Raw genomic sequence first — 15694 nt, forward strand, 5'->3', positions numbered from 1 at the left:
ACATGCGCTCCACCCGGCGGCGGTGACATCAGGCGGTCAAGGTCACCGCGACGGTGCTGGTGGTGGCGGCGACGGCGGCCAGCGTCGCCGTCAGCCGGTGACCGCGGCGAACGCGCCTGGCGGCGGACTTCGAGAGGGTCAGGGTGAGCGTGCGGATGCTCGCGCCAGGCACCCGGAAGGAGGCGGCTGCGAGCGCCCCGCCGGCGCGGAGCGTGACGCGGCCGGCGCACGCCGCGGAGCATCCGAGCGTGACCTTGACGCGGCGGTGCTTGTCCACCTTGAGCGTTCCACCCGCGAGCAGGACCGCGGGCGGAGCGGCTTGAGCCTTCAGGTCGACGGGGGCGGCGGCCATCGCGACCGCCGGCCGGTCGACGTGCTCGCAGTCGCCGGCGACCGCGTCGGTCGCGTCGGCGTGCACGGTGTCGTCGCCGTCGCCGCAGAGGACCGCGTCCGCGTTGCCGTCGGCCGCGTCGATCGTGTCGTCGCCGCCACCGCCGTCGAGGGTGTCCGAACCGCCCGCACCCGCGAGGTGGTCGTTGCCGGGACCGCCGGTGAGGACGTTGGCCGTGGCCGAGCCGATCAGCGTGTCGTCCTTCGTGCCGCCGATCACGTTCTCGACGTCGGAGCGCACGTTGTCCTTCTCGCCGGCGGTACCGTCGTCGGGGCGGTCGTCGAGCGTGACGGTCACCGGGTTCTCCTGGGTGGCGTACGTGGCGGTGTCGACGCCGTCGCCGCCGCGCAGCATGTCGCTGCCCGCGCCGCCGTCGAGGGTGTCGTTGGCGCTGCCCGCGCTGCCCGCCTCGTCGTCGCCGAGGAGCGTGTCGTTGCCGACCCCGCCGCGCAGCGCGTCATCGCCCGCGCCGCCGACCAGGACGCCGCCGCCGGCGATCGTGTCCGCCCCAGTGCCGCCGAGCACGCGCTCGACGTTCGTGACCGTGTCGTCCTCCCCGGGCGCGCCGTCGTCGTGCATGCCGGCGTCCACGGTGACCGTCAGCGGCGCCTTCGAGGAGGTGTAGTCGACGGTGTCGCTCCCCGGGCCGCCGTCGATCGTGTCCGCGCCCGGGCCGGCGACGATCGTGTCGTTGCCCTGCCCGCCGATCTGCGTGTCGTCTCCGCTGCCCGGCTCGGTGCCGAGCAGCCCGGTGTACGCGTCGTCGAGGACGTCGTTGCCGAGGCCGCCGTCGGCGATGTCGTTGCCGGCACCGCCCGACAGCTGGTCATCCGCGAACCCGCCGGTCAGGTGGTCGTTGCCGGTGCCGCCGTCCACGTGCGCGCCGACCCGCCCGTCGAGGTAGGACGTGAAGTTGTCGTCGCGGTCGTCGAGGAAGATCAGCGCCTCTCCGGGATCGGCCTGCGAGCAGTCCGCACCCGTCCCGGCGAACGCCCCCGTGCACCCCAACCCGGGGGTCACACCGGCGCTGAAGTCATGGAACAGGTAGTGGCCGGTGTTCAGGTTGGCCACGGTCAGCCAGTTCGCCTCGTGCGGATCGGCCCGGTACACGGGCCCGGTGAGTCCCTGTCCCGCCTGCGCCGCAAGCGCCGTGGAGGGGAACACGAGAACCGCCGACAGGAGCACCACGAGCCGCTTCGAGAACATCGAGCGAGCATCCCGGCGGCGCCGGCCTGCCGCCAGGCGACAGGCCGACCTGTTCGTGGCGGCTCTCCGCCAACCGCGGCCTGGAGCGGTTGCGCGAGCGCGAACGTCCCGTTGACCAGCCTGCCCGGCGCGGTCGTCGACGGTCCGCGACGCTGAGGGTCGCGTCGCCGGCGGAGCCCGTGATCGTGGCGGCGACGCTGCCCTCGGAGTCCTTGGCGACGCCGGGGATGAACGGGCCCAGGGCCGAAGCCGAGCGAGAGCGTCGCGGGGAGGGTGCCGCCGACGCTTCCCTGTGCCGTGTTGGCCAGCGGGTCACCGGCCGCGCCGACCACCTTGGCGATCCAGGCCATCGCCTCGGGCACGTCGTAGTTGCCGGCGTGCGGCCGGTTCCAGGCGAGGCGTGCCGTGGCGGACGTACCAGTTCGGGGCGGTGCCGGCGCCCGTGCCGATGAAGTCCATCGAGTTGATCAGGTGCGTCTGCTCCTCGACGGTCGTGCTCCGCGCGGCGATGTCCTGCGCCCAGGTGCGGCCGGTGTCGTCGAGGCCGCTGTGCGTTCGCGTAGCCTTCCCGCGATGCGCCGCAAGCCAGACCGGACGCTGCTTGCGCTGCTGCCGCCGCTGGTCGCATTCATCGCCTTCGGCGCGTTGCGCGTGGACGCGCCGATCTCACTGATCGGGCTGCTCTTCGACAGCGCCTGGACGTTCGCGGCGGCGGCGGTCGTCGTCACGTTCGGCGGCGCGGCGCTGCTGTACGTCCGGCCGATCGAACGGCGCGTCGCCGGGGTGTTCGCGCCGTCGCGCGCGCCCACCGCCGAGGAGGAGGACCGGCTCCGCGGGCTGCTCGACGCCGTCGGGCGACGCGCGGCATTGAACACGGCGAACCTGGTCCCGCTCATCCATCGCACGACCGAGCTGAACGCGGCCGCCGGCGCCGTTCGGCTCCTGTTCGTCACCGAGGGTGCCCTGCGCCGCGAGGACGCCGAGCTCGAGGCGCTGCTCGCACACGAGCTCGGGCACCACCGCGGCCTGCACCCACTCGCCACGACCGTCGTCTGGTGGCTCGCGATCCCGGGAGAGGTCCTCGCACGCGTCTACCTCGCGCTGCGCCGGATCGGCGCCCGGCTCCGGGTGCGCCCGGTCGTCTGGCTGGTAACCGTCGCCCTCGTCGTCTGGCAGCTGGCTGTGATGTGGGTCTACTACGTCGGCAAGCTGCTCACGCAGCGCGCGGCCCGCATCTCGGAGTTCATCACGGACGCCGCGGCCGTCGAGTGGGGCTACGGGCCCGCGCTCCTGGACCTCTACCGGACGACACCGGACCGGGAGCCGGCCGGCCGCCTCGCCCGCCTGCTCGCCGACCACCCGCCGATCACGCAGCGCATCGCGCGCATCGAGGCCCGGGCGGCGATTGACGGCCCGGCGCTCGTTCAATAGCGTCGCCGCGGATGCGGCGAGCGCAGCGGTTGTTGGGGCGGCGCCGGGAATGCGCTGCGCTTGACCAGGTCCTGGCCGATGTGCGGGCGGGACGCAGCCGCGCGCTCGTGATCCGCGGCGACGCGGGCGTCGGCAAGTCGGTCCTGCTCGATCACGTCGCAGAGCACGCCACCGGCTGTCGTGTGATCCGCGCGGCCGGCGCCGAGTCCGAGATGGAGCTGGCGTTCGCCGGCCTGCACCAGTTCTGCGCGCCCGTGCTCGAGCACGCGGCCGCGCTGCCGGCACCGCAGCGCGACGCGCTCGAGCGCGCGTTCGGCCTCAGCGCCGGCGGCTCGCCCGACCGCTTCTTCGTCGGCCTCGCGGTCCTCGGGCTCTTCTCGGAGGCGGCCGACACCCCGATCGTCTGCCTGATCGACGACGCGCAGTGGCTGGACCGCGTGTCCGCGCAGACGCTCGCGTTCGTCGCCCGTCGCCTGGGCGCCGAGTCGGTGGCGATGGTCTTCGCCGTCCGCAACGACAGCGAGGACGAGCTCGGTGGCGTTCCCGACCTCGCTGTGGGCGGTCTGGACGAGCCCAACGCGCGGGCGCTGCTGGACTCCCAGCTGCACGGCCCGCTCGACGAGCGCGTCCGCGACCGCGTCGTCGCCGAGGCGCGCGGCAACCCGCTCGCGCTGCTCGAGCTGCCGCACCACCTGGGCGTCGACGATCTCGCGGGCGGCTACACCGTCCCGTTGGCCGGGCGGATCGAGGAGAGCTTCGTCCGCCAACTCGAGCCGCTGCCGGAGGAGACCCAGCAGTTCGTGCTGATCGCCGCCGCCGAGCCGGTCGGCGACCCGCTGCTGATCCTGCGCGCGGCCGCCAGCCTCGGCCTCGGACGCGCTGACGCGTCCCCAGCCGACGCGGCCGGGCTGCTGACGTTCGGCCCGCACGTGCGCTTCCGCCACCCGCTCGTGCGCTCCGCGGCGTACCGGAGCGCTTCGTTGCCGGACCGCCGCCGTGTGCATCGCGCCCTCGGCGAGGCGACCGACCCCGAGGCCGATCCCGACCGCCGCGCGTGGCATCGCGCCCAGGCCGCGGCAGGCCCGGATGAGGAGGTCGCGGGTGAGCTCGAGCGGTCCGCCGGGCGGGCGCGAGCACGCGGAGGCTACGCCGCCGCCGCGGCGTTCCTGGAGCGGGCCGCGGACCTGTCGGAGGAGCCGTCGCGTCGCACGCGGCGTGCCCTGGCCGCGGCGCGGCTCAAGCACCTGGCCGGCGCGCCGGAAGCGGCGCTGACGCTCTTGGTCGTGGCGCAGACCGGGCCGCTCGACGAACTCCAGCGTGCGCAGGTCGACCTGGTGCGCGGGCAGATCGCGTTCACGATCAGCCGCGGGACGGACGCTCCGCCACTGCTGTTGAGCGCCGCGCGCCGGTTGTGGGCGCTGGACGAGCCGCTCGCGCGCGAGACCTACCGGGACGCGCTCAGCGCCGCGTGGTACGCGGGACGGTTCGGCGACGGCACCGGCCCGCTCGCCGTCGCCCGCGCCGTCCCGGAGCCCGGCGACCGTCCCACCGACGCCCTTCTCCATGGCGCGGCGCTGCTGGTCACCGATGGCCCCACGGTCGCGGCGCCGCTCCTGCGCCGGGGGCTGGAGGCGTTCCGCGCCGCGAGGATGCCTGCCGACGAGCGGCTGCGCTGGATGTTCATCGCGACCCGCAGCGCCCACGACCTGTGGGACGCCGGGCACTGGGACGCGGTCTCGGCCGAGTTCCTCGCGCTGGCGCGGGAAGCCGGAGCGTCGAGCGTCCTCCCGCAGGCCCTGGCATTGCGCGCCGGAGCGAAGACGCTCGCGGGCGACCTGAACGCGGCCGCCTCGCTCCTGGCCGAGGAGGAGGCGCTGTATGAGGCGACGGGGACCGACCGGCCGTCATACCCGGGCGTGTTCGTCGCGGCGTGGCAAGGGCGCGAGGCGGAGGTCCGGGCGCGGGTCGAGGCGAACGCCGCCCGGGCCGAGCAGGTCGGCGAAGGTCAGTGGCTGACCCTCGTGCACTGGGCGAGCGCGCTGCTCTACAACGGCCTTGGCCGCTACGAGGACGCGATGCGCGAGGCGCAGCTCGCGATCGTCTCGCCGGTCGAGTACTCGATCGCCGGCTGGGCGCTCCCCGAGCTGATCGAGGCGGCGGTGCGGTGCGGGCGGCCCGACGTCGCCGAGCCGGCGCTCACGCGCCTGACGTCGATCACGAGCGCCAGCGGCGCGGACTGGGGCCTCGGCGTCGAGGCGCTCGCCCGCGCGCAGCTGAGCGCGAGCGAGGTGCTCTACCAGGAGGCGATCGAACGGCTCTCGCCTGCCCGGACGGCGGCGGTCCAGGCGCGCGCCCGCCTGCTCTACGGCGAGTGGCTGCGCCGCGAAGGGCGCCCCGTTGACGCGCGCGAACAGCTCAGCCGCGCCGCCGACCAGTTGACGGCGATGGGCGTGAGCGGCTTCGCGGACCGCGCCGTGCGCGAGCTGCAGGCCACGGGAGCGAGCGCGCGCCGCCGCACCAGTGACGCGCGCGACGCGCTCACGCCGCAGGAGGTGCAGATCGCGCGGCTGGCCGGCGACGGCCTCTCCAACCCCGAGATCGGCGCGCGGCTGTTCATCAGCCCGCGCACCGTCGAGTGGCACCTGCGCAAGGTCTTCACCAAGCTCGACATCACGTCCCGCAAGGAGCTGCGCTAGGCCTCCGTGCCCTCGACCGCGACGCGCGGGAGCACGCGATCCAGCCCGCGCGGCAGCCACCAGTTGCGGTCGCCGATCAGGTGCATGACCGCGGGTACGAGCACGGTGCGCAGGACGAACGCGTCGAGCAGGACCGCGCTCGCGAGGCCGATGCCGAACTCCGCGATCACCCGCTGCCCGGCGAGCAGGAACGAGCTGAAGACGAGGATCATGATCGTCGCCGCCGCGGTGATCACCCGCCCGGTCGCGGCCTGGCCGATCCGGACCGAATGCCCGTTGTCGTGGGTGATCGCCCACTCCTCATGCATGCGGCTGACCAGGAAGACCTGGTAGTCCATCGAGAGCCCGAAGAGGATCGCCAGCATCATCACCGGTAGGAACGCCTCGATCGGCCCGGTGCCGACCCCCAGGGGCCCGGCGAGGAAGCCGTCCTGGAAGACCAGCGTGACGACGCCGAACGCCGCCCCGGCCGCGAGCAGGTTCATCGCGGCCGCGGTCAACGGGATCAGGATGCTCCGGAACGCGATCATCAGCAGCAGGCAGCCGAGCAGCACGATCACGAAGATGAACAGCGGCAGCTTGTCGGTCAGCACGCCGGCGAAGTCGTCGAAGATCGCCGTGATGCCGCCGACATAGACCGGCAGCCCGCCGGAGGACTTCGGCACGACGTCGTTGCGCAGCGTGTCGATCAGCTTGCTGGTCGCCTCGTCCTGCGGCGCCGTGGAGGGGCGCGCCTCGATCAGGGCGATCTTGCCGTTGGGCGACTGCACCGGTGGGCTCACCGCCGCGAGGCCGTCCGTTGAGCTCAGGGCGTCGGCGAGCTTCTGCACCTTCGGCAGGTCGGCCTTGCCGTTCGGCGTCTGGGCGACGATCTGGAACGTGCCGTTGAAGCCTGCGCCGAAGCCCTTTGCGAGCAGGTCGTACGCCTTGCGGGTGGTCGAGGACGCCGGGTCCTGGCCGGCGTCGGAGGAGCCCAGCCGCAGCGCGAGCGCCGGCACGGCGAGCGCGAGCATCACGACGAGGGCGGCGATCGCGAGCGGCCACCGATGGTCCTGCACGATCTTCGCCCAGCGCGGCCAGAACCCGTCGAGCTTGGGGTCGCGCGGCCCTTCGGCCTCGATCCGCCTGCGTTCCTTGCGCGACAGCACGCGCATGCCGAACATCCCCAGCAGGGCGGGGATCAACGTCACCGCGGCCGTCATCGTGACCAGCACGACGATCGCCGCCGCGACCGCCACGCCGTTGAGGAAGCTCACGCCGAGCACGAACAGCCCGAGCAGCGCGACGATCACCGTCGCACCCGCGAACAGCACCGCCCGCCCGGAGGTGTTGAGCGCGCGGATGCACGCCGCCTCGGGGTCGCGGCCGGCGATGATCGCGTTGCGGTGGCGCGTGACGACGAACAACGCGTAGTCGATCCCCACGCCGAGCCCGATCAGCGTGGCCAGCGTCGGCGCGAACGTCGCGATGTCGATCGCGTGCGCGAGCAGTCCGGTCAGCGTGAGTCCGCACCCCAGGGCGAGCACCGCCGTGAACAGCGGCAGCACCGTCGCCCAGAACGAGCCGAACGCGATCGCCAGGACGATGGCGGCGGCGATGAAGCCGATGAACTCGCTCGGGCCGCCGCCCGGCTGCTGCGTGGCCTGCTGGATCCCTGAGCCGCCGAGCTCGACCTGGAGGCCGTCGCCGCGCGCCGCCTCGGCGGTGGCGATCAGCTTGTCGTACGCCTCCTTCGGCACGTCCGCGATCGGCTGCTCGCCGTCCATGTGCACGTTGGCGAACGCGACCGTCTTGTCCTTGGCGATCTGCCGCGCGGCGGCACCCTCGGCGAACGGGCTGTCGACGCGCTCGACGTGCGGGCCCTTGGCGATCGTGTCGAGCGTCTTCTCGATCCGCGCCTTGACGGCCGGGTCGGTGACATCGCTCGCGGCGAACACCACCTGGTTCGTATCGGTCGACTCGGTGTTGAAGTTGTCGGTGAGGAGGTTCAGCGCCGTCGTGGACTCGGTGCCCGGCAGCGAGAAGGAATCGGTATATCCGGAGCCCGCGCTGGCGCTGAGGCCGCCGAGCGTGAACAGCGCCACGACCCAGATGGCGAGCACGACGAACTTGTGACGGAAGCACCACCGCGCAAGTGCCTTCATGCCCTCAGCGTTGCACGTTGGGCGCCAGGAAGGCGACAGGCCCGCGTCGAACCTTCCAGATAGGCGTATGCGCGCCGTGAAAGGATCAGTTCGTTGTCTGACACACCGGACATCAGGCTCGTGCACCTCGAGAAGCGCTTCGGGTCGTTCACGGCGGTCGACCGGATCTCGCTCGACGTGCAGGCCGGAGAGTTCTTCACGATGCTCGGCCCGTCGGGGTCGGGCAAGACGACGACGCTGCGGCTGATCGCCGGGTTCGAGCGGCCGGACGCCGGGCGGGTGGAGCTGAGCGGGTCAGACGTCGCGATGCGGCCGCCGTACGAGCGCGACGTCAACACGGTCTTCCAGGACTACGCGCTGTTCCCGCACATGACGGTGCTGGACAACGTCGCCTACGGGCTCAAGGTGCGCAAGCTCGCGAAGGCCGAGCGCCGCGCGCGGGCGCAGGAGGCGCTCGAGCTGGTGCGCCTCCCCGACGTGGGATCACGCAAGCCCGCGAACCTGTCCGGAGGGCAGCGGCAGCGGGTCGCGCTCGCCCGCGCGATCGTCAACCGCCCGCGCGTGCTGCTGCTGGACGAGCCCCTCGGCGCGCTCGACCTCAAGCTGCGCGTGGACATGCAGCGCGAGCTCAAGCGCATCCAGCGCGAGGTGGGCATCACCTTCGTCTACGTCACCCACGATCAGGACGAGGCCCTCTCGATGAGCGACCGGCTCGCGGTCTTCGACCAGGGCCGGATCGAGCAGGTCGGGACCCCGGCGGAGGTCTACGAGCGGCCGGCGAACGTGTTCGTCGCCGGCTTCGTCGGCGTGTCGAACGTGCTCGAGCGCGGAGGGCGCCGGTTCACGGTGCGCCCGGAGAAGATCCGCCTGCTGAGCGCCGACGAGGCGGACGACGGGCTCGTCGTCGAGGCCGGAACCGTGCAGGACACCAGCTACACGGGCGCGGCGACCCGCTACGAGATCGCGCTCGAGCTCGGCGGCAGCCTGATCGTCACGCAACAGAACCTCGAGACCTCCCACGACGAAGCCCGTCAGCTTCGCGGGCGGCGGGTCCGGGTCGGATGGCGCGAGCAGCAGACCGTCGCCATCGCTGATGCAACGCCACACGAGGAGGACGCATGAATCGCGCAGCGGTCTGGACGATGCTCGGGTGTCTGGCGTCCTGCTGTGTTGTCGCCTGCGGCGGCGGCGACGATGGCAGCGGCAGCTCCGGCGGTGGGTCGAGCAAACCGAGCGCCGCCGGCTTCAAGGTGCCCGACATCCCGACCAAGTCGGACGTCGGGGCGGGCGAGGGCTCGTTGAGCCTCGTGGCGTGGGCGGGCTACGCAGAGGACGGCTCGACCGACCCGAAGGTCGACTGGGTCACCCCGTTCGAGCAGAAGACCGGCTGCAAGACGTCCGTCAAGACGGCGGGGACGTCGGACGAGATGGTCACCTTGATGCGCACCGGCCGCTACGACGGCGTGTCGGCCTCGGGCAACGCGTCGGTCAAGCTGATCGCGGGCGGTGACGTCGTCCCGATCGACACCAAGATCCTCACCAACTGGGACTCGCTGTCGGACCAGGTCAAGAACCAGTCCTACAACTCGGTCGACGGGAAGATGTACGGCGCTCCCCACGGGTACGGCGCCAACCTGCTGATGTGGCGGACCGACACCGTCAAGCCCGCGCCGACGACCTGGGGCGCGGTCTTCGATCCCACCAGCGCGTACAAGGGCAAGCTGACCGCCTACGACGACCCGATCTACATCGCCGACGCCGCGTTGTACCTGTCGACCGCGAAGCCCGAGCTGAAGATCACCAACCCGTACGAGCTCGACCAGAAGCAGTTCGACGCGTCGGTCGCGCTGCTCAAGCAGCAGCGCGCGCTGATCGGCCAGTACTGGTCGGACTACACGAAGGAGCAGGCCGCGTTCACGCAGGGCGACTCGGTCCTGGGCACGACGTGGCAGGTGATCGCGAACCTGCTCGAGGCCGACAAGGTGCCGATCAAGGCGATCCTGCCCGACGAGGGCGCGACCGGTTGGTCGGACACGTGGATGCTCTCCTCGAAGGCCAAGCACCCGAACTGCATGGTCGAGTGGATGAACTGGATCGAGTCGCCCGAGGTGCAGGCGCAGGTCGCGGAGTGGTTCGGCGAGGCGCCGGCCAACCCGAAGGCGTGCGACCTCACGTCGGACAAGTCGTTCTGCGAGACCTACCACGTGAACGACCCGGGCTACTACGACAAGGTCAAGTTCTGGGCGACGCCGACCCGCAACTGCCGCGACGACCGGGGCAACACCTGCGTCGACTACAGCCAGTGGGTCCAAGCCTGGACGGAGATCAAGGGCTAGTGTCCGGCCTGCTGTGGCGTCGGCGCTGGTTGCGCGTCGGCGCCCTGCTGGCGGCACCGCTGGGGTGGCTGGTCATCGTCTACCTCGGCTCGCTCGCGGTGCTGCTCGTCGCCGCGTTCTGGACGCTCGACGACTTCAGCGGCCTCGTCGTACGCGGGTTCTCACTCGACAACTTCCGCACGATCATCGAGGAGCCCGTCTATCGCCGGATCGTCCTGCGGACGGTGTCGATCGCGGCGCTGGTGACGATCACCGACATCGTCCTGGCGTTCCCGATCGCGTTCTACATGGCGCGCGTCGCCTCGCCCGCGCGGCGGGCGGCGCTCGCGGTCGCGGTGCTGATGCCGCTGTGGGCGAGCTACCTGGTGAAGGTCTACGCCTGGCGCACGATGTTCGCCAACGACGGCATCTTGAATTGGGCGCTGGATCCGATCGGCCTGTCGGTCCCGCAGTCGGGCTACATCCGCGTCTGGATCGTGCTCTCGTACCTGTGGCTGCCGTACATGATCCTGCCGATCTACGCGGGGCTCGAGCGGATCCCGAACTCGCTGCTCGACGCCTCCGGTGACCTCGGCGCGCGGCCCTGGCGCACCTTCCGCGCGGTCGTGCTGCCCGTGACCGTGCCGGCGATCGCAGCCGGGTCGATCTTCACCTTCTCGCTCAGCCTCGGCGACTACATCACGCCGCAGCTCGTGTCATCGACGCAGTTCATCGGCAACGTCGTCTACGCGAACGTGGGCATCGCGAACAACCTGCCGCTGGCCGCGGCGTTCGCCACCGTCCCGGTGCTGATCATGATCGTCTACCTGCTCCTGGTCCGCCGCGCCGGGGCGTTCGAGGCGCTGTAGCGATGCCGGTCTCGAAGCCGCTGCGCTGGCTGCTGCGGATCTTCTCCGCGATCACGCTCGCGTTCCTGTACGCGCCGCTGATCGTGATCGCGATCTACGCGTTCAACACGACCCGCGTCCAGCGCTGGCCGCCGGACGGGCTGACGCTGTCGTGGTTCGACAAAGGGCTGCAGAACCACGGGGCCCGCGACGCCCTGTGGACCTCGGTCCAGGTCGGGCTCGCCGCGACCGCGATCGCCCTCGTGCTGGGGACGCTCGCGTCGTACGCGCTCGCGCGCTTCGAGTTCTTCGGCCGCTCCGCGATCTCGTTCCTGATCATCCTGCCGATCGCGCTCCCGGGCATCGTCACCGGCATGGCGCTCAATGCGACGTTCACGCAGGTCTTGCACGTCGACCTGGCGCTGTGGACGATCGTCGTCGCCCATGCCACGTTCTGCGTGGTCATGGTCTTCAACAACGTCGTCGCCCGCCTGCGGCGGACGGCGGCGTCCTTGGAGGACGCCGCCGCCGACCTCGGCGCCACACCCCGGCGGGCGTTCCGCGAGGTGACCTACCCGCAGATGCGCTCGGCGCTGATCGCCGGCGGGCTGCTCGCGTTCGCGTTGTCGTTCGACGAGGTGATCGTCACGACGTTCACCGCGGGCGACGCCCGGACCCTCCCGCTGTGGATCCTCGACAACCTCTCGCGGCCGCGGAACCTGCCGGTGGTCAACGTCGTCGCCACGATCGTGCTGATCCTGTCGATCATCCCGGTCTGGTTCGCGCAGCGGCTCTCCAGCGATCCGGTGGGTGTCACCGGAGCGCGCTGAGCGGCCCGCCGAGACGTCAGCGCGTCTCCACGTCGTAGCCGGGGACGAACCCGGACTTGGCGACCGGGAGCGCGGTGAACCAGGAGCGCGTGCCGCCGGCGTCTCCGTGGCACCCGGTGCTGCTGCGGCTGTGGATGCCGTAGCCGGTGCGGGTGTTGCCGACGAGCTCGTACCACGTGCCGCCGCTGTCGCCGTGGCACGCGTCCTCGTTGTCGACGCGGGCCATGCCGCGGACCGCCGCGTCGCTCGTGGAGCCGAGCAGGCCGCAGTAGCGCGGGCCGCTCGGGTCCTGGTAGTTGGCGGCGTTGCAGACGACGTCGCCGATCGTCATCGAGGACAGGGTCGGCGCCACCGCGTCGACGTCGTCGGTGTTGTAGAGCCGTCCGCCCGCCTGGCCGGCGTAGGTCGCGTTCGTGACCTGGATGACGCCCACGTCGATGTCACCCGAGTTGAGCGCGCCGAGCATCGGGCCGATCTGCGTCCCGCCCGTGCTCCAGTTGACGCCGATGCCATTCGAGCAGTGGCCCGCGGTGTACACGAAGCGCCCGAGCGTGAACGGGTCCTGCGCCGTGTAGCCGATCGAGCATCCGAAGCCGCCGCCGGCGATCATCGCGCCGGCCGCGAGCGAGCCGGTGCAGCTGTTGCGAGCCGCGCAGGCGTCGTCGACGACCTCCAGGTGCGGGTCCGCCGTCAGCGTCACGCCCGCGGTCTTGGCGGCGTTCTGCAGGCCCGCAAGCTGGTCCGCCGGCACCGCGACCACGACACGATTGGTCTTGACGTCCAGCCCCACCTGACCCTTCGCCGCGGTGCTCAGCGGCCCGGCGCCGTCACGAATGCCGTCGGCCTGGCGCTGGAGCTGATCGAAGCTGCGCGCCACCAGCTGCGTCTCGATCTTCACCGCGCCGGCGCGGGCGTTCGCGTCGGCGACCGCGTCCGCGCTCGTGAGCGCGAGGTGCAGTGTGTTGGCCGGCGGGTCGTACCAGGCGCCGCCGTAGTACGTGCCGTCCTCCTCGATGAGGGAGTCGATGAGCGCCTTGCGGTCGACCGCCTGGTTCGCGGCGGTCGAGGCCTGCGCCGCGGTCATCTGCGGGTACGCCGCGCGGTAGGTGTCGGCGGCCGTCTGCAACGGCACGCCGTCATCGGCCGGGCCGGCCGCCGACGCCGTGCCGGCGATGCCGAGCGTCAACACGGCCACGGTCACTGCGAGCTTCCTGCTTGACATGCTGGCCCTCCAGGGGCAACTGCGTGATGGGGTCAGGGAGCTGAGACCCGGCGTCGGAGGGCGGCGTTGGCCGGTTGCAGAGTTGGCGCGTCAGGAGTCGGTCGACACGTGTCGCCCCAAGACGCGGCATCTGTCGCTGGCCGGATCGCGGGGTGCGCGGCAAGCTGATCGGCAAATGACCGCATCGATTTTCAACGGCACCCTCCCGGCGCTCATGACGCCCTGCAAGGACGACCGCACCCCGGACTTCGACGCGCTCGTGCGCAAGGCCCAGCAGCTGATGGACCACGGCATGACCGCGATGATCTATGCCGGCTCGATGGGCGACTGGCCGTTGCTGACCGACGCGGAGCGCATGGAAGGCGTCGAGCGGCTCGTGGGTGCCGGCATCCCGGTCATCGTCGGCACCGGCGCGGTCAACACCCGCTCCGCCGTCGCCCTCGCCACGCACGCCCAGCAGGTCGGCGCCAAGGGCCTGATGGTGATCCCGCGCGTCCTGTCACGCGGCTCGGTCCTGTCCGCGCAGAAGGCGCATTTCAGCGCGATCCTCTCTGCGGCGCCCGAGCTGGAAGCCGTCATCTACAACAGCCCCTATTACGGCTTCGCGACGCGCGCCGACCTCTTCTTCGCGCTGCGCGCGCAGCACCCCAACCTCGTCGGCTTCAAGGAGTTCGGCGGCGACGAGGACCTCCGCTACGCCGCCGAGAACATCACCAGCGCCGGCGACGACGACGTCCTGCTCGCCATCGGCGTCGACACCGCCGTGTTCCACGGTTACGTCAACTGCGGCGCGGTCGGCGCGATCACCGGCATCGGCAACGTCCTGCCGCGAGAGGTCCTGCACCTCACCAACCTCTGCGTCGCCGCGGCCCGGGGCGAGGCGGAGGCCCGTCAGCGCGCGCTCGAGCTCGAGCAGGCGATGGGCGTCCTCTCGTCCTTCGACGTCGGCCCCGACCTCGTCCTGTACTTCAAGTACATGCTCACGCTGCGCGGCGAGACCGAGTACACGCTGCACTTCAACGAGACCGACGAGCTCACGCCGAGCCAGGCGGGCTATGTCAGGGACCAGCTCGCGCTCTTCGACGCCTGGTACGCGGACTGGAGCCGGCTGCCCGGCGCGGTGCAGACCTACAAGCCGTGAATTGACGCGTCTCAGCCGCGCAGCGTGGCGTCGCGGGTCGTCGTCCCGATCGTCAGCACGACCTTCGCGGTGCGCTTGGCGAAGCGGCGCCGGTCAGCCATGGAGAGCTTGAGACGGACGGTGCTCGTGGCGCCAGGCTTGACGCTCACGTCGGCGCGGGCGAGGGTGCGGCCGCCCCGGACGCGCAGGGTGAGCCGCTCGGCGCAGATGCCCGGGCCTTCGCAGCGCACCTTGACGGTGACGACGCCGTGGACGGCTTTCAGCCGCGACGGCGCCGAGAGCGTCGATCTCGGGCGAGGCGGGAGCGGGTCGAGCCGCGGCGCGGGGTCGACGTGCGGCGTCGGGCTCGCCGGGTCGGGCGTCGCCGTCGCGGACGGTGTGGGCGTCGGGGTCGGCCGGGGCACGACGAGCCGCTCGCTCACGCGTTCTTCCGAGACCCCGTCCGCGACGAGCACCGAGTCGTCCGGCAGCGCGACCGCGACGTGCTCGGAGCGGCCCGCGCCGCGCGCCCGGTCTCCGTCCACGTGCCGGTCTCCGGGTCATAGACGTCGGCCGTGCCGACGTCGGCGCCGTACGGCTCCTCGTACGACGGTCCGTTGTAGCCGCCGGTGAGCACGATCCGTCCGTCACTCAGCGTGACGAGCTGCGCGTAGCCGGCGCGGCGCCGGCTCAGCGGCGCGGGCTCGGTCCATGTGTCCGTTCTCGGATCGTAGATCTCGTACGTGCCGGCGGCGGGATCGATCGCCTGCGGCTTCGTCGCACGCGAGTGCCCGCCGGCGACCAACACGCGGCCGTCCGGGAGCCCGGCGGCCAGGGCCATGGTGCGCACCACGTGCATCGGCGCGACCGGCGTCCACGTGTCGGTCCGCGGGTCGTACAGGTCAGCCGACGTGTACTCGTCGTAGATCCCGTATCCGCCCGCGGACAACACCCGCCCGTCGCTGAGCTTGGCGATGGCGGAGTACATCCGCGGCGTGCCGGTGATCGCCCCGGCGGACCAGGTCCCGCTCGCGACGTCGAACCGCTCGACGTGCTGCTGCTCGAACCCCGATCCGGTCCAGTGGAGGCCGCCGACGACCAGCGCGTCCCCGTCAGGCAGGACGACCGCGCTCGCGTCCATGTGGCTGAACGCCATCGTTCGTTCACGAAATCAGGCGCTCGGCCAACCTCGGCTCATTTGATCTGGCAGAGCAGGTCCGCCCGCACGCGCGGCCGTTGGACCGACACCTCGCGGACGCAGTCGAAGTCGCCCAGATCGATCGACAGCGAGTGATTCGCCTGAGCATTGAGCGGGACAGTATCGAGGCCGAGGCCGGACGCCACGACGAGCGCGACTGTGAGTCGGCCGCCCGCTGCGCTGAGAAATGTCCACGGATCCTGGACTAGCGCGCCCACTCCATTCATGAGAGTTTTGCGCCCTCGTTCGAAGTGAGGGTCGAAGGGAGAGGGTCCCGAGGTGAAGAGCAGGAG

Annotated in this window: 13 protein-coding genes; 7 read left to right on the top strand and 6 right to left on the bottom strand. The window is 71.6% G+C overall.

Features of this window, described 5'->3' with window-relative positions; genetic code table 11:
• Positions 1-28: 28 nt before the first annotated feature.
• A complete protein-coding gene (locus tag G569_RS57095) occupies positions 29-1597 on the bottom strand; it encodes a calcium-binding protein (protein ID WP_028062248.1) in 1569 nt (522 codons plus the stop codon).
• 573 nt (positions 1598-2170) lie between these two features.
• Here G569_RS57095 and G569_RS0102550 point away from each other — a divergent pair.
• Complete coding sequence (locus G569_RS0102550; protein ID WP_028062249.1) at positions 2171-3028, top strand: M48 family metalloprotease; 858 nt, start codon at positions 2171-2173, stop codon at positions 3026-3028.
• A gap of 11 nt (positions 3029-3039) precedes the next feature.
• Positions 3040-5724: a helix-turn-helix transcriptional regulator gene (locus G569_RS64425; protein ID WP_028062250.1), complete on the top strand. Its 2685-nt coding sequence runs from the start codon at positions 3040-3042 to the stop codon at positions 5722-5724.
• Here the strand turns inward: G569_RS64425 and G569_RS45010 are convergent.
• Positions 5721-7868: an MMPL family transporter gene (locus tag G569_RS45010; RefSeq protein WP_053225733.1), complete on the bottom strand. Its 2148-nt coding sequence runs from the start codon at positions 7866-7868 to the stop codon at positions 5721-5723. The two genes, G569_RS64425 and G569_RS45010, sit on opposite strands and share 4 nt — an antisense overlap.
• A gap of 93 nt (positions 7869-7961) precedes the next feature.
• On the opposite strand from G569_RS45010, the gene G569_RS45015 reads away from it, so the two are divergent.
• From G569_RS45015 to G569_RS0102580, 4 genes are read left to right on the top strand one after another with little or no spacing between them, the layout of a single operon-like run.
• A complete protein-coding gene (locus tag G569_RS45015; protein ID WP_245602342.1) occupies positions 7962-8990 on the top strand; it encodes an ABC transporter ATP-binding protein in 1029 nt (342 codons plus the stop codon).
• Positions 8987-10204: an ABC transporter substrate-binding protein gene (locus G569_RS0102570; RefSeq protein WP_028062251.1), complete on the top strand. Its 1218-nt coding sequence runs from the start codon at positions 8987-8989 to the stop codon at positions 10202-10204. Before G569_RS45015 ends, G569_RS0102570 begins: the two co-directional genes overlap by 4 nt.
• Entirely contained in the window at positions 10171-11052 is an 882-nt protein-coding gene (locus G569_RS0102575; protein WP_371683443.1) for an ABC transporter permease, read from the top strand. The genes G569_RS0102570 and G569_RS0102575 overlap by 34 nt, the downstream gene beginning before the upstream one ends.
• 2 nt (positions 11053-11054) lie before the next feature.
• Positions 11055-11861, top strand: a complete 807-nt coding sequence (locus G569_RS0102580) for an ABC transporter permease (protein WP_028062253.1) — start codon at positions 11055-11057, stop codon at positions 11859-11861.
• Between the two features lie 16 nt (positions 11862-11877).
• On the opposite strand, the gene G569_RS0102585 is transcribed toward G569_RS0102580, so the two are convergent.
• Entirely contained in the window at positions 11878-13083 is a 1206-nt protein-coding gene (locus G569_RS0102585) for a chymotrypsin family serine protease (protein WP_211232891.1), read from the bottom strand.
• 175 nt (positions 13084-13258) lie between these two features.
• Here G569_RS0102585 and G569_RS0102590 point away from each other — a divergent pair, with 175 nt between their 5' ends.
• Positions 13259-14224, top strand: a complete 966-nt coding sequence (locus tag G569_RS0102590; protein WP_028062255.1) for a dihydrodipicolinate synthase family protein — start codon at positions 13259-13261, stop codon at positions 14222-14224.
• Positions 14225-14235: 11 nt separating this feature from the next.
• On the opposite strand, the gene G569_RS64430 is transcribed toward G569_RS0102590, so the two are convergent.
• From G569_RS64430 to G569_RS45020, 3 genes are read right to left on the bottom strand one after another with little or no spacing between them, the layout of a single operon-like run.
• Positions 14236-14646: a hypothetical protein gene (locus tag G569_RS64430; protein ID WP_211232892.1), complete on the bottom strand. Its 411-nt coding sequence runs from the start codon at positions 14644-14646 to the stop codon at positions 14236-14238.
• Positions 14643-15359, bottom strand: coding sequence for a Kelch repeat-containing protein (locus G569_RS0102600; protein WP_028062257.1), 717 nt, complete (start codon positions 15357-15359; stop codon positions 14643-14645). Before G569_RS0102600 ends, G569_RS64430 begins: the two co-directional genes overlap by 4 nt.
• Before the next feature lie 38 nt (positions 15360-15397).
• A complete protein-coding gene (locus G569_RS45020) occupies positions 15398-15547 on the bottom strand; it encodes a hypothetical protein (protein ID WP_157591772.1) in 150 nt (49 codons plus the stop codon).
• Positions 15548-15694: the final 147 nt, after the last annotated feature.

The organism is Solirubrobacter soli DSM 22325 (genome assembly GCF_000423665.1).
Taxonomy (GTDB): Bacteria; Actinomycetota; Thermoleophilia; order Solirubrobacterales; family Solirubrobacteraceae; genus Solirubrobacter; species Solirubrobacter soli.